The organism is Halorientalis pallida (assembly GCF_049605515.1).
In the GTDB taxonomy this organism is placed as follows: Archaea; Halobacteriota; Halobacteria; order Halobacteriales; family Haloarculaceae; genus Halorientalis; species Halorientalis pallida_A.
The window spans coordinates 3,529,393-3,547,339 of sequence record NZ_CP187158.1; the positions used below are offsets into that span (position 1 = coordinate 3,529,393).

General features: G+C 68.3%; 21 protein-coding genes. 10 read left to right on the top strand and 11 right to left on the bottom strand.

Features of this window, described 5'->3' with window-relative positions:
• The first annotated feature begins 13 nt into the window (after positions 1 to 13).
• Positions 14 to 931: a DUF6293 family protein gene (locus tag ACOZ4N_RS19840; RefSeq protein ID WP_424018098.1), complete on the top strand. Its 918-nt coding sequence runs from the start codon at positions 14 to 16 to the stop codon at positions 929 to 931.
• A gap of 25 nt (positions 932 to 956) precedes the next feature.
• Here the strand turns inward: ACOZ4N_RS19840 and ACOZ4N_RS19845 are convergent, their stop codons facing one another.
• The gene (locus ACOZ4N_RS19845; RefSeq protein WP_424018099.1) at positions 957 to 1,526 is read right to left on the bottom strand and encodes a hypothetical protein; all 570 of its coding nucleotides are present in this window, start codon (positions 1,524 to 1,526) and stop codon (positions 957 to 959) included.
• Between the two features lie 65 nt (positions 1,527 to 1,591).
• Positions 1,592 to 2,356: a DUF1405 domain-containing protein gene (locus ACOZ4N_RS19850; RefSeq protein WP_424018100.1), complete on the bottom strand. Its 765-nt coding sequence runs from the start codon at positions 2,354 to 2,356 to the stop codon at positions 1,592 to 1,594.
• A gap of 111 nt (positions 2,357 to 2,467) precedes the next feature.
• Here ACOZ4N_RS19850 and pdxS point away from each other — a divergent pair, with 111 nt between their 5' ends.
• From pdxS to ACOZ4N_RS19870, 4 genes are all read left to right on the top strand, one after another.
• Entirely contained in the window at positions 2,468 to 3,376 is a 909-nt protein-coding gene (pdxS, locus tag ACOZ4N_RS19855; RefSeq protein ID WP_424018101.1) for a pyridoxal 5'-phosphate synthase lyase subunit PdxS, read from the top strand.
• 6 nt (positions 3,377 to 3,382) lie between these two features.
• Positions 3,383 to 3,880, top strand: a complete 498-nt coding sequence (locus ACOZ4N_RS19860) for a thiol-disulfide oxidoreductase DCC family protein (protein WP_424018102.1) — start codon at positions 3,383 to 3,385, stop codon at positions 3,878 to 3,880.
• A gap of 75 nt (positions 3,881 to 3,955) precedes the next feature.
• Positions 3,956 to 5,173 (top strand): mechanosensitive ion channel family protein, encoded by a 1,218-nt coding sequence (locus ACOZ4N_RS19865; RefSeq protein WP_424018103.1) that lies wholly within the window; start codon positions 3,956 to 3,958, stop codon positions 5,171 to 5,173.
• Positions 5,174 to 5,326: 153 nt separating this feature from the next.
• Positions 5,327 to 7,333, top strand: a complete 2,007-nt coding sequence (locus ACOZ4N_RS19870; RefSeq protein ID WP_424018104.1) for a DUF6114 domain-containing protein — start codon at positions 5,327 to 5,329, stop codon at positions 7,331 to 7,333.
• Between the two features lie 14 nt (positions 7,334 to 7,347).
• Here the strand turns inward: ACOZ4N_RS19870 and ACOZ4N_RS19875 are convergent, their stop codons facing one another.
• The 4 genes from ACOZ4N_RS19875 to ACOZ4N_RS19890 form a co-directional block, all read right to left on the bottom strand.
• Entirely contained in the window at positions 7,348 to 7,527 is a 180-nt protein-coding gene (locus ACOZ4N_RS19875; protein WP_424018105.1) for a hypothetical protein, read from the bottom strand.
• A 45-nt stretch (positions 7,528 to 7,572) separates the two neighbouring features.
• On the bottom strand, positions 7,573 to 8,448 hold the full coding sequence (locus ACOZ4N_RS19880) for a homoserine kinase (protein WP_424018106.1): 876 nt from the start codon (positions 8,446 to 8,448) through the stop codon (positions 7,573 to 7,575).
• 66 nt (positions 8,449 to 8,514) lie between these two features.
• The gene (locus ACOZ4N_RS19885; protein ID WP_424018107.1) at positions 8,515 to 9,402 is read right to left on the bottom strand and encodes an alpha/beta fold hydrolase; all 888 of its coding nucleotides are present in this window, start codon (positions 9,400 to 9,402) and stop codon (positions 8,515 to 8,517) included.
• 48 nt (positions 9,403 to 9,450) lie between these two features.
• Positions 9,451 to 10,374, bottom strand: a complete 924-nt coding sequence (locus ACOZ4N_RS19890; protein ID WP_424018108.1) for a hypothetical protein — start codon at positions 10,372 to 10,374, stop codon at positions 9,451 to 9,453.
• A gap of 102 nt (positions 10,375 to 10,476) precedes the next feature.
• On the opposite strand from ACOZ4N_RS19890, the gene ACOZ4N_RS19895 reads away from it, so the two are divergent.
• The 4 genes from ACOZ4N_RS19895 to ACOZ4N_RS19910 all read left to right on the top strand — a co-directional run bounded on the left by ACOZ4N_RS19895 (position 10,477) and on the right by ACOZ4N_RS19910 (position 13,001).
• Positions 10,477 to 10,797, top strand: a complete 321-nt coding sequence (locus tag ACOZ4N_RS19895) for a thiamine-binding protein (RefSeq protein ID WP_424018109.1) — start codon at positions 10,477 to 10,479, stop codon at positions 10,795 to 10,797.
• Positions 10,798 to 10,821: 24 nt separating this feature from the next.
• Positions 10,822 to 11,754, top strand: coding sequence for a methenyltetrahydromethanopterin cyclohydrolase (gene mch, locus ACOZ4N_RS19900; protein ID WP_424018110.1), 933 nt, complete (start codon positions 10,822 to 10,824; stop codon positions 11,752 to 11,754).
• On the top strand, positions 11,754 to 12,236 hold the full coding sequence (locus tag ACOZ4N_RS19905) for a hypothetical protein (RefSeq protein ID WP_424018111.1): 483 nt from the start codon (positions 11,754 to 11,756) through the stop codon (positions 12,234 to 12,236). The genes mch and ACOZ4N_RS19905 overlap by 1 nt, the downstream gene beginning before the upstream one ends.
• 84 nt (positions 12,237 to 12,320) lie before the next feature.
• Complete coding sequence (locus ACOZ4N_RS19910) at positions 12,321 to 13,001, top strand: HAD family hydrolase (protein WP_424018112.1); 681 nt, start codon at positions 12,321 to 12,323, stop codon at positions 12,999 to 13,001.
• A 71-nt stretch (positions 13,002 to 13,072) separates the two neighbouring features.
• Here the strand turns inward: ACOZ4N_RS19910 and ACOZ4N_RS19915 are convergent, their stop codons facing one another.
• The 4 genes from ACOZ4N_RS19915 to ACOZ4N_RS19930 all read right to left on the bottom strand — a co-directional run bounded on the left by ACOZ4N_RS19915 (position 13,073) and on the right by ACOZ4N_RS19930 (position 16,327).
• Positions 13,073 to 13,297, bottom strand: a complete 225-nt coding sequence (locus ACOZ4N_RS19915; RefSeq protein WP_424018113.1) for a hypothetical protein — start codon at positions 13,295 to 13,297, stop codon at positions 13,073 to 13,075.
• Entirely contained in the window at positions 13,275 to 13,868 is a 594-nt protein-coding gene (locus tag ACOZ4N_RS19920) for a nucleotidyltransferase domain-containing protein (RefSeq protein WP_424018114.1), read from the bottom strand. Before ACOZ4N_RS19920 ends, ACOZ4N_RS19915 begins: the two co-directional genes overlap by 23 nt.
• A gap of 48 nt (positions 13,869 to 13,916) precedes the next feature.
• On the bottom strand, positions 13,917 to 15,557 hold the full coding sequence (locus tag ACOZ4N_RS19925; protein WP_424018115.1) for a GTPBP1 family GTP-binding protein: 1,641 nt from the start codon (positions 15,555 to 15,557) through the stop codon (positions 13,917 to 13,919).
• Between the two features lie 95 nt (positions 15,558 to 15,652).
• On the bottom strand, positions 15,653 to 16,327 hold the full coding sequence (locus tag ACOZ4N_RS19930) for a phosphoglycolate phosphatase (protein ID WP_424018116.1): 675 nt from the start codon (positions 16,325 to 16,327) through the stop codon (positions 15,653 to 15,655).
• Between the two features lie 90 nt (positions 16,328 to 16,417).
• On the opposite strand from ACOZ4N_RS19930, the gene ACOZ4N_RS19935 reads away from it, so the two are divergent.
• Positions 16,418 to 17,293 (top strand): MBL fold metallo-hydrolase, encoded by an 876-nt coding sequence (locus ACOZ4N_RS19935; RefSeq protein WP_424018117.1) that lies wholly within the window; start codon positions 16,418 to 16,420, stop codon positions 17,291 to 17,293.
• Positions 17,294 to 17,296: 3 nt separating this feature from the next.
• Here the strand turns inward: ACOZ4N_RS19935 and ACOZ4N_RS19940 are convergent, their stop codons facing one another.
• A complete protein-coding gene (locus ACOZ4N_RS19940; protein WP_424018118.1) occupies positions 17,297 to 17,836 on the bottom strand; it encodes a J domain-containing protein in 540 nt (179 codons plus the stop codon).
• Between the last annotated feature and the right edge of the window lie 111 nt (positions 17,837 to 17,947).

Genomic DNA, 17,947 nt, shown 5'->3' on the forward strand with positions numbered 1-17,947 from the left:
GTCAAGGAGAGGTATGCAGACACACATCGTCCCGGTCGGGTTCGACTACGACCGGCTCATCGCGCCGCTGGTGCGGGAGCGGCTCGACGTGGACCGGGTGGTCCTGCTGGAGGGGGCCGTGGGGAGCGAGGCCAACGTCGAGTACTCGCGCAACCTCGCCGAGAAGCTCGAAAAGGACTTCACGAACCTCCTGGGCGCGGGGACCGAGCGCATCGTCGTCGAGGACGTGTACGACTACGACGAAGCGTTCGAGCAGGCCTACAGCCTCATCATGGCCGAACTCGACCGCGGCCGCGACGACGAGGACGGCACGGCCAGCGAGGTCTGGGTCAACATCTCCGCGATGCCCCGAACGGTCTCGTTCGCCTTCGCCACCGCGGCCCACTCCATCATGGTCGAGCGCCAGGAGGACCGCGACCGCATCCACACCTACTACACCGTCCCCGAGAAGTACCTCGAAACCGAACTCGCCGAGGAACTCCGCAGACAGATCGACCTGCTCTCGGACCTGCGCGAGGACGTGGACGACGGCCGGGTCACCGAACGGCTGGAGAGCGCTCGCAGTCTCCTGGACGAGTTCGACGAGCGCGGGACGACCATCGGCGCGAAGGAGATCGACGGGAGCCACGTCGTCGAACTCCCGGTGGCTTCCTTCTCGAACGTGAAACCCTTCGAGGAGATCATCCTCTTTACCCTCGGGGAACACGGCGAGTTCGAGTCCGTCTCGGAACTGGCTCAGGAACTCTCCCGGGAACTCGGCGAGGAGTACACCGACAGTTTCCGGTCGAAAGTGATCTACAACGTCGACCGACTCGGACCGGGCGGAAAGGGGTACATCGAGCAGGAAGAACACGGGAAGTCCTACCGGACGCGACTCTCGCGGATCGGGGAGCTGTGGGTCAGGGCACACGCAGACGAGAACGAGGACTGACCTGCGTCTCCGGAGGAGGGTGGATCTATCCGGGCAACTTCCCGAAGTCGTACATGAGCCACTGGTCGCGGTCGAGGACGAGGATGTAGTCGCGCTGGATGTCGTCGTACTGCGCGGTACTGGCGCTGTAGGACACGATGGTCGCGTCGTCGTAGCCGCGATTTTGGGCCTTCACGAGCGCGTCCTCGACGGTCGAGACGGAGGCTCCCGTGCGGTCGGCGTAGGCCTGCGCGGAGTACCGTTGGACGGACTCGATGGTCAACCCATCGACCTTCCCGACGCTGCTCAGCGAGTGACCCTCGACGGTCAGTCGGCGGACCGTCTCGCGGTCACCCTCGGCCGTCGCGCGGAGCATCTTCCGGACGACTTTCTCAGGGCTCGTGCCGGCTACCTGCGTGGTGCCGTCGGCCTCGCCCTGCCCGGTCGTCTCGCTGTCGGTGCCGGTTCCGGTCTCGTCTCCACCGCCGTCGCCACCGTCACCGCCGTCGTCGGCTCCGCTGCCGCCGTTTCCGATACAGCCTGCCATGCCACCGACTGCGACCACTGCCGCGCCGGCGACGAACCGCCGCCGGCTTCGGTTCCGAACGTCTGTCACGGATCTGGCATCAGCCGGCCAGCACTTATTGGTTGGTCCGGTTTTACGACCGACGACCGCCGTTATCAGCCCCCGAGTTCGGCCTTCGTCGCGCGGGTCGCGGTCGCGAGGAAGACGGCCAGGATGGTCAACACGACCGCGCCGGCGGCGGCCTGATCGTGGGCGGCCAGCGAGTGGTCGAATCCGGTCACAGTCCGCTCCGCGCGCAGGAGCGTGTGGTGGGGATCACCGATCAGGGGCACGAAGTAGTCCACCACGTCGTTCAGCGTGTACCAGACCGTCGCGACGGCGATGGCCCAGATCGGAAACTCGCTGTAGCGGTGGATCAGGAAGGCCTCCACGGCCATCAGCGCGTGGCTCCAGATCAGGAAGTGGTACATCAGCGGGTTCAGGTCGCCGAGGCCGTTGACCAGGAGCTGGACGTACGGCGTCCAGAGGCCGAGTTTGATACAGCCGAAGAAGGCCAGCACGTGAATCCACTCGGCGTTCCAGTCGAGTCGCCAGGCGATCAGCGAGAGGCCGATGAAGCCAGTTGCGACGGGGCTGTCGGGGACGAACAGCCACATCTCGGGGGGCGTCAGCCCGAACTGCGCGGTGAACAGCGGGTCGGTGACCGGCACGGGGTGAAAGCCGTAGTACCAGAAGCCGAACGCGGTCCCCAGCAGGTTGACGATGGCGATGGGCCAGGCCAGTCGCAGGGCGGCGTCTTCCATCCACGCGGGCAGGGGCGCGACGTACCGCGGCAGGCTCTCGCGGTCGGGGAGGGGTGCGTCGAAGTAGCGGGCGATGAACCCCTCCAGCCGGCGGCCGAGCCTGGTGACGACGGACATGCGGGGAGGATGGGCCGACGGTGGCAAAACGGTATCGGAGGCCGCCGTCGTCGCCGTCGCGTTCTTCCGGAAAGGACACGGGTTAAGTGCGTGAACGCCCTAGCACGGGGTATGTCAGAGGCGACTGATCTGGAGGAGCTCCGTCGCGGGACCGAGTTGGTCAAGCGCGGGTTCGCGAAGATGCAGAAAGGCGGCGTCATCATGGACGTCGTCGACCCCGAGCAGGCCCGCATCGCCGAGGACGTGGGTGCCGTGGCTGTCATGTCCCTCGAAGCCGTGCCGGCCGACATCCGCAAACGCGGCGGCGTCGCCCGGATGGCCGACCCCGCCGACGTGCAGGAGATCATCGACGAGGTGTCGATCCCGGTGATGGGCAAATCCCGGATCGGCCACACCAAGGAAGCCCAGATCCTCGAAGCGACGGGCGTCGACATGATCGACGAGTCGGAGGTCCTCACGCCGGCCGACGACCGCTACCACATCGACAAGCGCGAGTTCACCTCGCCGTTCGTCTGTGGCGCGCGCAACCTGCAGGAGGCGCTCCGCCGCATCAACGAGGGCGCGGCCATGATCCGCACGAAAGGCGAGGCCGGCACCGGCGACGTGAACCAGGCCGTCCACCACCAGCGCAACATCAAGGGTGCGATCCGCAAGCTGGAGGGCATGACCCACGAGGAACGCGAGAAGTGGGCCCGCGAGCACGAAGCGCCCGCCGAACTGGTCCACGAGACCGCCGAGATGGGCCGACTGCCCGTGGTCAACTTCGCGGCCGGCGGGATCGCGACGCCCGCCGACGCCGCCTTGATGATGCACCACGGCTGTGACGGCATCTTCGTCGGGTCGGGCATCTTCGGCGCGGAGGACCCGGAGGCGATGGGGACCGCAATCGTCGAAGCGGTCAACAACTGGGACGACCCGGAAAAGCTGGCCGAGATCTCCTCGAACATCGGCTCGGGCATGAAAGGCGACGCCAACGCCGACCTGCCCGAGGAGGAGAAACTGCAGGGACGCGGCGTCTGACCTGTCATGAGCGGAGACGCCGACCGAACAGGCGACACGGCCGGCGGCGGGAGTGACGACGACGCCCGCGACCCCGCCGAAATCGCCGACGAGATCCAGCGCCCGGTCCTCCTGTTCGACGGGGTCTGCAACCTCTGTAACCGCTCGCTCAGACTGCTCGTGAAGTTCGACCACGCCGGGCGCTTTCGCTTCGCCCCGCTCCAGTCCCCGGTCGGGAAGGAACTGCTCACCCGGCACGGGCTGGACTCGGACTACTTCGACTCCATCGTCCTGATCGACGGCGACGACTACTACACGAAATCCGAGGCCGCGCTCCGGGTCTGTCGGGAACTGGACGGCCCGCTCCCGCTCCTGTACGCACTGATGGCCGTCCCCGAGGGCGTCAGAGACCGCGTCTACGACTTCGTCGGCGACCACCGGTATCAGGTGTTCGGCAGGAAAGAGGCGTGTCCCGTCCCCGACGAGGAACTCAGACAGCGGTTCCTCGAACGGTCGCTGGACTGAGTGGGGTGTGTGATCGTTTCGGCCCGCGATACATACGAGCGGCTTTTCAGCTTCGACCGCCGTAAGCAGTGACTAGTGCTCGCGCGTCTCCCGCTCGTCGCCCAGTTCGGGTCCGTGTTCGGCAGGCTGTCGTCGACCGAGGAGCGACTCCTCGCCAGTGTCGTCCTCGCGCTCGCGGCCATCGCGCTCGCGGCGCTGGTCGTCCCCTTCCTGCTCCGGCAGTGCAGGCGACTCGTCGCCAGGCGGTACCTCGGCGGAGCGATCGACGATTTCGTTGGGCAGGTGAACGGCCGGTTCCCGGTGACGACGCCGGTCGTCCTCCTGCTCCGGTCGCTCCAGGTCGGCATCTGTCTCGTCACGGCCCTGACCCTGCTCGTGATCTGGGACCAGCAGTGGCTCGTCCGGCAGTCCGCTGCCCTGGTTCGGTTCTCGCTGGCAGACGCGCTGGCCTGGGTGTTCACCGGCGTGCTGGTAGTCGGTGCCTACGTCGGCATGGGCCTGCTCGAAGACGCCGTGGCCGCGTTCAGCCGGGAGGCCGACCGGATGACCGCCCACCAGGAACAGATCGTCACACGGGTCGGGCAGATCGGGCTGCTCGTAATCGTCGCGTTCGTCCTGCTGGGGTTCTGGGGCGTCGACCTCGGTGGCCTGCTCGTCGGGGCGGGGTTCCTGGGAATCGTCGTCGGGCTGGCCGCCCGGCAGACGCTGGGCTCGCTGATCGCGGGCTTCGTGTTGATGTTCTCCCGGCCGTTCGAGATCGGCGACTGGGTCGAGGTCGGCGACGAGGAGGGCGTCGTCACCGACATCACGATCATCAACACGCGGCTGGAGAACTTCGACGGGGAGTTCGTCGTGATCCCGAACGACCGGGTGGCCGACCGGGCCATCACCAACCGGAGCCAGAAGGGCCGCCTCCGCCTGCGCGTCGAGGTGGGCATCGACTACGAGGCCGACCCGGCGACCGCCGCCGAGGTCGCGACCGAGGCCATCGAGACCGTCGATCAGGTCGAGGAGACGCCCAGCCCCCACGTCTTCCCCCGAGATTTCGGTGACTCGGCGGTCGTCCTCGAGATGCGGTTCTGGATCGAACATCCGACGCCGCCGAAACGCTGGCGCGCACAGGCCCAGGTCGTCGAGCGCGTCAAGGCGGCGTTCGACCGCGAAGGCATCAAGATTCCCTATCCCCAGCGGGAACTCTCGGGACGAGCCGAGACCGGCGGTTTCCGGGTCGAGGACGGGCGAGGCGAACCGGTCAGGCCGGACGGGGCCGAACGTGACGACTCGACGGACTGACCTGTCGCCTGCAGAGAGGTCCCCGATTCCGGTATCCGGCGCGTCCCCGTGATACCTTAAACTGCCGGTCAATAGGTGCAGAATACTTTTTATGCCGACTGCGGAACGTCTGGGGCAGAGAGCCGCATAACCTGGGGGTTTGCGGGGCACATAATGAGTACGAAAATCACCTCGACGTTCGGGCGGGACGAGCAAGTCGCAGCGGTGATCGGTGCACTGGTCGCTGCGGTTCCGGCGGGGCTGTTGATCCAGTTCCTGCCGGGACCGGAGGGAAGCAAGACGCAGGGGTTCGAGTATTTCGCCTGGCTGGTCGGTGGGAGTGGGCTCACCACCGGGTGGCTGGTCTGGATCGGAACCTGCGTGGTGTTCGCGCTGATCTTCGGCGTCTTCCTCTCGCGGACCGTGCACAACTTCACGAACACGATCATCATGATGTCCCGGAACATCGGGATCCTGCGGAAGATCCTCGTGCCGCTGCTGGAGCGGTCGGCACTCGGCGTCACCGCCGGCGGGTTCGGCCTGCTGTACGGCCACATCCTCGCCTACGGCTTTTTCGGCTACGTGATGCCCATCGCGTTGCCGATTCTGGGCTACAACGCGGGGCTTCCACCGCTGGCCGACTTCTCGGTGATCTTCGCGTACCTGCTGTACGGGCAGTTGATGGGCACCGTCTACGGGGTCCTGCTCGAAGCCCACTGGTTCACGCCCGGCCGGACCGCGGACGAACAGAACGCGGCGCTCGTGGGTGCCGTGGGCGGTGGCATCGCCGGCGTCGCCGTCCTCTCGCTGCTCGGTGGGGACGGGACCCTCGCCGAGATCGCCGGCCTGGTCGGGAGCCAGTCTCCACGGCTCGGGGCGGCGCTGTTCGTGGCCGCTGGCCTCGTGTTCGGCCTGCTGTTCGCCGCCGTCCTCTCCCGGACGATCAACGACTTCACGAACACGGTCATCCTGTTCTCGCGGCGCTCGACGGCGACGCAGAAACTCCTCGTCCCGCTTCTGACCCGCGGGGCGCTCACCGTCACCGCCGGGAGCATGGGGCTGGTCTACGGGACCGTCCTCGGCGTGGCCGTCCTCGCGCTGGGTGCGGTCGGCGTCGGCCCGGACCTCGGCCTCGCGGGACTGGTCGCGCTGGTCGTGTACGGCCAGGTCCTCGGGAACGGCTACGGCCTGATGATGGAGAAGGTCGACGCGACCACGTTCGTGCCCGGCGAGGCGGTCCGGGCGGGCGTCGTCGCGTCGCTCGGCGCCGGCCTGCTCAGCGGGGTCTTCGTCGCCCTCGTGATCGGCCTCGACCTGTTCGCGGGGCTGGCCGCCACGCTCGGTGCGACCGGCGTCTCCACCGGCTTCGGCATCTGGATGGCCATGTCGATGGCGCTGGGACTGGCCTTCGTCGCCTACGTCTCCCGGACGATCAACGACTTCACGAACACGGTGATCATGTTCTCGCGGCGCTCGACGCTCACCCAGAAGTTGCTGGTGCCCCTGCTGACCCGGGCCGCGCTCGCGGTGACTGCCGGGAGCATGGGGCTGGGCTTCGGCCTGCTCGTCGGCATCGCCTTCTACGGCGGGTCACTGCTCGGATTCCTCCCGACGACCGGGCCGCTGATCGTCGTCGCGTTCGTCCTCTACGGCCAGCTCCTCGGGAACGGCTACGGGCTGATCCTGGGCGACGTGGACCTCAGCCTCCCCTCCCTGGGCGGCGACGAGCGGATCGTCGAGGAGGAAGAACAGCTGGGGACCCAGCCGGGGGCGTTCGCCCGCTGGCGGTCCCGGCGGCCCTTCGCCGGCGGCACGCTACTTGTGCTGGGCGGCATGATCATCGCCGCCATCCCGATCCGACTCCAGATGATCCCCGCGACCCAGGGGCCGTCCTACTCGGCGCTGGGCATCGTCTTCGCGGCCATGGTCGTGGCCTGTGGCGTCTTCGCCATCGTCAAACCCCAGCTCTCGACGCTGATCGGCGTCACCGGCATCGCCATGTCCATCCTCTCGCTGATCGGCGCGTTCGGCGGCCTCGTCATCGGCATGCTGGTCGGCATCGTCGGTGGCAGTCTCTGTGTCGCCTGGCAGGAACCCGGCACGGCGGAGGCCGATACGGAAGCGACCACGGGGGAGGAGCGGTTCCGCTGGATCAACGAGAGCGAACGCCAGCGCTGGTAGATCGACTGCCCACTTCAATCACCGGCGCTGTCGCCGATGTCCGGGAGTAGGCTCACCAGCACGACGAACAGTCCGCCGAGCATGACGAGCGCGCCGGTCGCGTTCGGCACGAACACCGGGTCGGGACTCACGTTCGAGAACCCACCGAACAGAATGAGGCTGAGGCCGAGGGCCTGGAGATCAGTCGTGTCCATGCGACCGCTTTCTTGTCGGGCGGCAAGGGTTTTCCCCCTCTCGTCTCAGAACAGCGTCGCGCCGTCGCCGATCTCGGTCTGGTAGACGCGCGCCTCGACGCCGACCGCGTTGAACTGGTCGATCATCGCGGTGCCGACGGCCCGGCGGTCGCCGTCCTCGCAGGCGGCGATCACGGTCGGGCCGGCACCGCTGATGGTGACGCCGGTCGCGCCGGCGTCGAGGGCGGCGTCCCGGACCTGGCTGTACCCGTCGATCAACTCGGCGCGGGCGGGCGTGACGACGGTGTCGTTCATGCCTTCGCCGACGAGGGCGGGGTCGTCGCGGTGCATCCCCGTCGTCAGCGTCGCGGCCCAGCCGACGGTCTCCACGAGTTGTTCGACCCGGGCCGACTCGGGGACGACACGCCGGGCGTCCCGCGTGGAGACGACGATGTCGGGCAGGCAGGCCACCAGCGGGATATCGGCGTCGACCTTCGTGACGCCGTCGTCGGTGGCGATGGTGAACCCGCCCATGATCGACGGGGCGACGTTGTCGTCGTGGGCGTCGCCGGAGACGACGGCCTCCCCTTTGGCGGCGATGGGGACCAGCTCCTCGCGGGTGTGGCCACGGTCGTACAGTTCGTTCAGTCCGACGGCGGCCGCGGCGGCGCTGGCGGCCGACGAGCCCAGTCCCGAGGCCGGGCGCACGCCCTTGTCGATCTCGATGCGGGCGGGGGCGTCGAGCGCCTCGGCGACGGCCCCGACGGTGTTCTTGTCGGGGTCTTCGGGGATGTACTGGCTGCCGACGCCGGTGACCTCGATGCTGATCTCGTCTGCCTTCTCGACACGAACCACGTCCGCCGGGCGGTCGAGGGCGACCCCGAACACGTCGAAGCCACTCCCGAGGTTCGCGCTCGTGGCCGGCGCCCGGACGGTGAGCATGCACGTGGCTTCCGTCAGGGCCGGCAAAAAGGTAGCGGACTCCGGGTTTTTCGCCGTGTCACCGCGTCACGCACTGCAGAACTCGATCACTTCCTCGGCCACCACGTCCGGCCGTTCCTGGTGCATGAAGTGCCCGGCGTCCCGGATTCGGACGACGCGAGCGTCGGCCGCGAACGCGTCGGCCGCGTCCACGAACAGTTCCGGCCCGATACAGCCGTCGTCGGCCCCGGAGATAACCAGCCCGGGGACCTCGATGGCTGGGGCGTCGTCGGGGTCGGGCCGGCCGTTCCGGAACAGGTCGGACACCAAGGGATTGACGAACTGGCGGTAGTACTGCAGGGCCGCGTCGGCGGTGCCGTCGGTCCGGAAGGTCTCCCTGACCGACTCGATGCGTTCCTCGGGGTAGTCCCAGCCCGGACTCCAGAGGTTCCACAGCAGTTCGATCATGGCGAAATCGTCCCGACGGAGCGTCCGCTCGGCCAGGCCCGGGAGCTGGAAGAACCAGACGTACCAGCTCCGCAGGAACTGCGTGGGATGGTTCCAGATGTCCGCGCCGAACCGCGGCGGGACTGCCATGGTCGCCATCGCCGAGAAGCGGTCGGGATCGAGCCGCGCCGCGCTGTAGCCCGCGACTGCGCCCCAGTCGTGGCCCACGAGGACGGCGTCGTCGTAGCCGTCGTCCTCGACCAGTCGGTCGGCCAGTGCGACCGCGTCGGCCCCCAGCGCGCGGGCGCTGTAGTCGGACTCCGGTGCCTCGCCGGTCGGCCCGTAGCCGCGCATGTACGGCGCGACGGCGGTGAATCCGGCGTCGGCGAGTCGTTCCGCCAGCGGGTCCATCGACCCGGCGTCGTCGGGGAAGCCGTGGAGACAGAGCGCCAGCCGGTCGCCGTCGCCGTGTTCGCGCACGGCGAAGTCGAGTCCGTTCGCCGCGACGGTCCGCTCGTGGTCGGTCATGTTCGGGGGGTCGCGGGCGGGCCACTTACCGGCACCGGGACGGGCCGCTCACTGCCCCTGCTCCCCACCGGTCCCGCCGAACGTCTCTCCGGTCCCCTCGACGGTCACGACGCGGCCGTCCTGTGAGGTCGAGAGATCGGTCGCGTCCGCGAACAGGTCGCTGTCACTGGCCCACTGATCGACCGCGTCGACGTTCGCGTCGCTCTCGCTCCCGAAGACGTGTGCGCTCTTGATGTACTGGCTGCCGCCGTCGATCCGGCCGCTGATGCCCCACCCGACGACGTTGTCGATATCGCCGGCGAAGAAGGCGATCAGTTCACCCGTGCCGCCGATGACGACCACCGCGTCGTCGTAGACGTGTTCGTCCAGCGCCGAGTAATCCTCGTCGTTCTCGGCGTAGCGGTTCCCGTCGCCGGCCTTCGTGTCGACGATGGTCTCTATCGCGCTCCCCCGGTCGTACCCGTCCGTGTCCCGGGCGGTCGCGTACACCGCCGCGCCGTCTTTGACGCCGACAGTGCGCTCCTCGCCCGCGTACAGGGTGTAGCCGCTGTAACTGCCGTCCTCGCTGAACCCGTTGCTCTCCAGCGACGAGCCCACGTCGCTCTTTTTGAAACTCCCCGTCGTGTGGCCGCCGACCGCCAGGATCGCCAGGTTGGCGTCCGTGCTGTCGAAGTCGACGCCCATCTGCTCGAACGGGAACGATTCCGTGTCGTCCTCGTATGTCGCGGTGCCGTTCTCGAGGTTGTCCTCGTTGTTCCGGAGGACCTTGTAGTCGCTGTACGTGAACATGTACCCCTCGCCGGTTCCCGGAACGTCGCCCGGCGCGAACAGCGCGTTGTTGTACGCGAGCGTCTTCCCGCCCCCGCCGAGAAACGGAATGTAGCTACAGCCGGCGACACTGCCGACCGCTCCGACACTCGCCGTCGCCGCGCCCAGTCGCAACGCACGCCGTCGTGTGAACTCCGGTGCCATGTCACCGTTCTCACACGCGACCGGCATAGTACTTTCCCAGTTGTCTGACACGTGCCGCCGGCCGAGCGCGGGTTTTTGTCCGCGCCGCTCTCACACTCGCCCATGACAGTCGTCGGATTCCTGAGTGTCGCACCGGTGATCGAAGGGAGCATGGCCGAGGAAGTCGCCGCGGCCGTCGACGCCCTGGAGGACTTCGACGTGGCCTACGAGACCACGCCGATGGGGACGACCATCGAGGCCGAGGAGATCGGCGAACTGTTCGCGGCCGCGCAGGCCGCCCACGAGGCCGTCGACGCCGACCGGGTGAGTACCGTCCTGAAGATCGACGACAAGCGCACCCGCCAGTCGGCCGAGGAGAAGGTCGCGGGGGTCGAAGACGCACTCGGCAGACCGGCCCGGAGCGACCGGGACCCGGACGCCTAAAGGGGGGCGCGCACAAGCGGAGGTATGGAGAGTCTGAACCGGATGGCGACGGATCTCGTCGACGAGGCCATCGACTTCGCCGACGAGTTGAACGTCGCCGTCGCCCGCCTCGACAACGAGGCGGTAGTACTGGATTTCGGGGTGGAGATTCCCGGCGGCCTGGAGGCCGGCCTCCTGCTCACGGAGATCGCGACCGCCGGCCTCTCGACCGTCTCGACGACCGTCGACACCGTGGCCGGCGCGCCCCTGACACACGTGGAACTGTCGACCGACCACCCGGCGCTGGCACTGCTCTGCGGGCAGAAGGCCGGCTGGGAGCTCTCGGTCGATGGGTTCGAGGGACTGGGGAGCGGCCCCGCCCGCGCGCTGGTCGCCGAGGAGGACGTGTTCCAGCGGGTCGGCTACCGCGACGAGTTCGACTTCGCCGTGCTGGCCGTCGAGAGCGAGCAGGTGCCCGGCGAATCGGTCGCCGACCACGTCGCCGAGGTCGCGGGCGTCCCCGAGAGCGGCGTCTTCCTGCCCGCCTTCTCCAGCGCCAGCATCACGGGCAGTGTCACGATGGCCGCCAGGGCCGCCGAACTCGCCGTCTTCCGCCTCTCGGAACTGGGCTACGACCCGCTGGACGTACTCTCGGTGTCGGCGACCGCGCCGGTCGCACCCGTCGGCGACGACGAGGAGACCGCCATCGCCCGCACCAACGACGCGCTGGCCTACGGCGGCCGCGCCCACCTGGTCGTCGACCGCGAGTTCGACCGCTTCGACGAGGTCCCCTCCAGCGCGACCGAGGAGTACGACCGGCCGTTCGCCGAGATCTTCGCGGACGCCGACTGGGACTTCTACGACGTACCCGAGTCCGTCTTCGCGCCCGCACAGGTCACCGTCGACGTGGTCGGCGGCCCCACGCACGTTCTGGGCGAACCCAACCACGACCTGCTGGCCGAGAGTTTCGACCTCTGATGCGGTTCAAGGTCGCCCCCGAACCGGTCGATGCCGACCTGCTCGGGGCTGTCCGCGAGGCGATCCCGCTCGTCCCCGGGTCGGTCGACGACTGCTGTGCGCGGATTCTGGACCGCACTGCTGTCAGGACTCGCGAGGACGCCGAGGCCTGGCTCACGTTCTGTCGCGCCCTGCACCTGGCGACCGAGACCGACCGGGGCTACGAGCGACGGCGCCGCGACCCCACGGACGAAGCGGTCGCCGAGGCGTTCACCGACCGGGTGTTCGGCGTGCCGGAACTGCTGGACGCGCTCGACGCGGCCGAGGAACCGCTGTCGGCCGAGCGCGCGTTCGAAGCCATCCGGGACGCCGTGCCGACCTGGGAGCGCAACCGCCACGGCGACTGGGAGCGCGTCTGGACTGCACGGACGCGGTGCCTGCTGGAGTGGGGCGTCGTGTTCGGGCACGTCGAGCGAGTCGACGACGGCTACCGTCCGGCCTGATCCGCCGACGGGCCCACCCCGACCGACCGGCAGTTCTGGTCACGGGGGGAACCCTTTACCCGCCGGACGCCGAACTCGGGACCGATGGACGACCGGCCGCCCGACGCCGTGTTTCTGGACCTCGACGGGACGCTCTGTGAGTACCGGCGCTCCCGGGAGGAACTGCTCGCGGCCGCCTTCGAGGAACTCGGTGTCGAGCCTTTCTTCACCACCGCCGAGTACCGCGACAAACTGTTCTTGCAGGTCGTCACCGACGAGACCCGGGCCGAGCGCCGCGAGATGGCCTTCGCCAGCCTCGCCGAGGAGACGGGCCGTGACCCCGCCGTGGGCCGCCGACTCGCGGCCCTCTACGCCTCGAAGCGGGACCACGGCGACGTGAAACCGCTCCCGGGCGCGCTGTCGGCGCTCTCCTCGCTGGGCGAGGCCTACGACCTCGCGCTGGTCGCCAACGGCGGCCCCGAAGTGCAGGACCCGAAACTCGATACGCTGGGCGTTCGCGAGGCCTTCGACGTGATCGTCTACGGCGGCTACGACACCGCGCCCAAACCCGAACCCGGCCCGTTCCACGAGGCGCTGTACGCGCTCGACGCCGCGCCCCGCCGCGCCGTCCACGTCGGCGACACCGTCTACAAGGACGTTCGCGGGGCCGACGGCGCGGGCATCCAGGCCGCCCTGCTGACCGACGGCTCCGAACCGACCACGACGCCCGATTACCTGCTCTCCTCGATGGCCGACCTCGAAGACCCGCCGTGGGAAGGCGAGTGAGTCGGTCAGGAGCGGCCGAACACCGCAGGAAAGCGGAGACGAAGGTGTTGCGGGCGACGCTGGGGGAGTAATTAGTCTTCGTCGAGCAACGGCGAGTCACGCAACTCGTCCATCGATGGGCGGTCGTCTTCCTGGGCCCGGGCCGACTGAATTTGGGCGTTCACGAGGGTGTTCACCTGTTGGCTCCAATCCCTGTCCGGATTTGTCCGGACGTATTCGGCCCACTGTTTGATCTGCTCACGGCGATCCGCCAGGTTTCGCTCGTGCTTTCGGTCAAGATTCCCTGAGTCGCTCATATTCGTCCCGAACACCGAGTCGGTCAACGTATTTTTCGAGTGCGTCTGTGTTAAGCGTTCCCTCGGTGACTTCGTAGAGGTACAGTGCGTCCTCCGCGTCTTTCTGTGCGCCCATACTGAGCTTGTATGCTATCTGTAGTTCTACGGAGCCAGCGGTAAGTTCGTTCCCGTCGAATCGTATTGGAACCGTGTTTTCGAGGGACGCTCTGTCGAACTCGTCGCTCGGGAACTTGAGCTCGACGTTCGGAACGCGATGGCCGTCTCTGGCGACGCGAATCGGGAGACCGTCCGCCAGCGTCGCGTGCATCTCCTCTAGTGGCATCGCCGACCCCCAGTATCCGGTAGCTCGTAATTTTTCAGCTATCTCATCGCCCGTCTCTTCGTCGAACCGCTCGACGAGTACGTCGATGTCCTCGGTCGCACGGGCGCGTCCGAGGAGTACGACGACGTAGCCACTGACGACGGCGTAGTTCACTCCAGCCGAATCGAGCACATCGGCCACGTCGAGAATCAACTCGTCGAGCGCGTTGGGCTCTTTGTCGATGTGGATCCCGTCGTCGGTGAACTGCATGCTGTTCGATTCCGTCTCCTTCGGTGAAAAAGCCGAGGTCCCACCCGCTCACTCCACGGGCGTCACGTCGGTCACGGTCCCGACGCCCTTCGAACTCCCCTCGCGGAAGACGAACCGCTGGCCCTCCTCGACGTAGTAGGGGTGGAACTTGAAGCGGACCCGAGCCTCGCCGGAGTCGCCCGGCAGGAGCTGGCCGCCCTCGGGGTAGAACGCGGCGGCCTCGCTGACGGTCTCGATGTGGACGACCGGTTCGTAGCCGTCGCCGATCCGGGTCGGGTGATTGAGGACCATCACCTCGGCCTCGAACTCCCGGACAGGCGTCGGGTCGGCCTCGCGGGGGAGCAGGACCATCCCGCGGTCGATGTCGACTTCCGCGATGCCTTTCAGCGCGATGCCGACGATGCGGCCGGCCTGGGCCTCGTCGACGCGGTGGTAGTGCATCTCGATGGACCGGACCTCGACCTCGCGGAAGGAGCCGTCCTGCATCGGCCCGAGCAGGAGTTCGTCGCCGGCCTCCACGGTCCCGGACCTGATGGTCCCGGACGCGACCGCGCCGACGCCGGTGACGTTGTACGTGCGGTCGACGTACATCGTGAAGTCCTCGTCGGTGCGGTCACTGCCGGCGGTCTTGGGCAGGCGCTCGAACAGTTCGTCCAGCTGGTCGAGCCCGTCCATCGTGACCGCGCTCGTCGTGAGGACGGGCACGACGGTCTCGCTGATCTCCTCCAGCGCCGCGTCGACGCCGTGGCGCTCGACGCGCAGGGGCGTCTTCCCCACCTCCCGGAGCAGGCGCTCGACCTCGCGTTCGACCTCCCGGAGCCGCTCCTCGTCCACGAGGTCGGCCTTCGTGATGGCGACCATCGTGGGGAGGTCGGTCGCCAGCAGGATGCCCAGGTGTTCACGGGTGGTCTTGGTGGGGCCGTCGTCGGCCGCGACGGTGAGGAGTCCGTAGTCGAGTTTCTGCCCGACCAGGCCGCGGATCGTCGTCCGGAGCCAGGGCTCGTGACCCACGGTGTCGACGAAGCTCACGAGGCGGTCGGCCTCCTCGACGACGCGGGCGCGATCCGATTTCCGGTGTGGGTTGTCCATCCGGACCGGGCCGTCGTCGTCGAAGCCGTAGACGCCGTAGGACAGGTCCGCCGAGAGGCCGCGCTCGACCTCGTGGGGTTGCACGTCGAGAAAGGAGCGGGTGCCGCCCTCACCGTCGTCGGCGTCGCCGGTGACGAGCGAGCCGACGAGAGTGCTCTTGCCGTGGTCGACGTGGCCGGCGGTCCCGACGACGATGTGTTCGTCGTCTCCCATGACCGCACCCTCGCGGATGGTGGCGACGCCGACGATGCCGTCCGTGCCCGAGGACCCCTTCGTGGCGGTGTCGCCGTCGACGCCCCACGTCTCCACGTCGTCGATGTGTGCGCCGGCCTCCTCGGCCAGCAGGGACAGTACGTCCATCGACTCGGAGAACGTCTCGGGCTCGATGCCTGCCAGACCGCCGTCGTCGGTGACGCCGACGACGTAGGTGGCCTCACCGTCGCCCGAGAGGACGCGGTGGCGGAGCTGTGCCGCGAGGCTCTCGAACCGCCCCTCCGTCGCGTGGAGGTCTTTCGTGAGCCGCTCTTTGAACTCGACGCTGCCGCCCTCCTGTTCGCCGCGCTCGATGGCGCGTTCGAGGACGGCCCGGTCGGGGCTCATACGTGCCGGGTTAGGGGACCACTATTAAAAGCTTTCTCGGAATGTGTGTGACGTTAGCACAGAACGTATAAATAGGGGTCCGGAGTCTGCCCCGATCACTCCGCCTCGATCCGGTCGACGGCTTCGAGGAAGCCGTCGGCGTAACTGGCGTCGGTCACCTCGTCGGCCGCCGCGAGGGCGCTGTCGTCGGCGTTGGCCACCGCGAAAGAGCGCCCGGCGGTCTCGAAGGTCGCCACGTCGTTCTCGGAATCGCCGACCGCGACGAACTCGGTCGGGTCGCGGTCCAGCGTGCGCGCGACGGCTTCCAGTCCCTTGCCCTTGTCGACGTCGGGCGTCTTGACGTGGTAGGCGAAGCCTGTGTCGACGACTTCGAGGCCGTGGTCGGCCGCGATCCGTTCGAGGGGATCGAGGGGCTGATCGAGCGCGACGGCGATCTCGGTCTCGCGCCAGCGGTTGACGAAGTCCGGTTCCTCCCAGCCCAACCCGTAGCCGGCGGCTTCGTATTCCTCGGCGACGGCCCAGGCGCTGTCGGGGTCGCCGGTGAAGACGATCTCCTCGCCCGCGACGGCGACGACGCCGCCGTTCTCGGCGATCACGGTGATCGGAATTCCGAGGAACTCACAGAGTGCGACGGGGTAGGGAAAGGCCTTCCCGGTCGCCACGACCACGTGGTCGTCCCACTCCTGCAGGACACTCATCACGCGCGGGTCGATGGCCCGGCTCGGCCCCGTCAGCGTCCCGTCGATGTCGACGGCCAGCGGCGGCGTCACGACGTCGCCCCCCAGCTCTGTGCGCTCGTCTGATCCATGCCGGGAGTAGTGGCTCGTATATGATAAGTGACCGCGGTCCAACTCGGGGATATGGACGCCCCACCCATCGACGGCTGTCCCGACACCTATCTCGTCGACAACGCACTGTTCGGCACGCCGCAACTGCTCGCGACCTACCTGCTCGACGCCGCCGAACCGGCGATCCTCGACGCCGGCACGGTCACCGGTGCCGAGCGCATCCTCGACGCGATGGACACCGTAGGCATCGACCCCGCGGCGGTCGAGACCGTCCTCGTCAGCCACGTCCACCTCGACCACGCCGCCGGGACCGCCCGTCTGCTGGCGGCCTGCGAGAACGCCACCGTCGTCGTCCACGAGCGCGGCCTCCCCTACCTCACCGACGCCGAGCGCCTGGATCGACTCGTCGAGAGCGTCGAGGCCGCCATCGGCATGGAGGCCCCCTACGGCGACCCCGAACTGGTCCCCGAGGACCGCTGCCGGGCCGTCTCGGGCGGTGAAGTCCTCGACCTCGGGGATCGGGAACTCGAACTCTACGACGCGCCCGGCCACGCGCCCCACCACTACGTGGCGCTCGAACCCGACAGCGGGACGCTGTTCGGTGCCGACGCCGTCGGCGCGTTCGACCCGCGCTCGGACACGGTCGCGCCGACGACCCCGCCGCCGAGTTTCGACCTGGAGGCCAATCTGGATACCGTCGACCGCCTGCTCGACCTGGAGCCGTCCCGGACGCTGTACAGCCACTTCGGTCCCGGCGCGCCCGGCGAGGCCACGTCGGAACTGCACGCCTACGCCGAGATTCTGCCGGAGTTCGTCGAGACGGTCGAACGGGTCAGAGCCGAGACCGACGACGACCTGGACGCGATGCTCGACGCGTTGCGCCCGGAGTGGGAGAGCCCGACGCTCCGCCGGGACGTGGTCGGCGTCTGCCGGTATCTCGATACGTAGTACTCAGGTGAGACGTTCGTAGGCCGCGTTGACCTTCTTGAAGGTCTCCTCGTCGCCGCCGTCTGTGTCCGGGTGGACCTCCTTGACCTTCTGCCGGTAGGCCCGCTTGACCTCGGACTCGTCGGCGTCGGTGTCCAGTCCGAGGATTCGGTAGGCTTCGCTCCGGCTGGGGCCGTCGTCGGCCGAGGGTGGCCGACGGCGCTGGCGCTGTTGCTGTCGTTGCTGGCCCGCGCGTTGCCGACGCTGCCCGCCGCGGCCCCCCGGCGCGGTCCACTCCTCTCGCGGTCCCGCGCCGAACCCGCCGGTCTCGCGGGTCCGGGTGCGTCCTCGCGCGCCGTTCTGCCGCGCCCGGTCCTCGACCGACTGGTAGATCCTGGAGGCGAGCCGGCCGCTGGCCTGGTACCACATGAAGTAGGCGGCGGCACCGAGACCGGCCGCGACCGCGAGGATCGCGAGGTTGTAGACGAACGCGAGGAGGGTCAGCACGACTGCACACCCCGCCAGCGCGGCCGCGATGCCCGTGATGAGCCGGTCGTGATCCACGCGCTTCGATTGGGTCCCCACCCCCGTAAGCCTCTCGACTGCGGCCCTGACTGCCGTCAGCGCGCTCCTCCGTCTCCGCGCAGGATTCAAACCCGTGGCCGTGCTATCGGC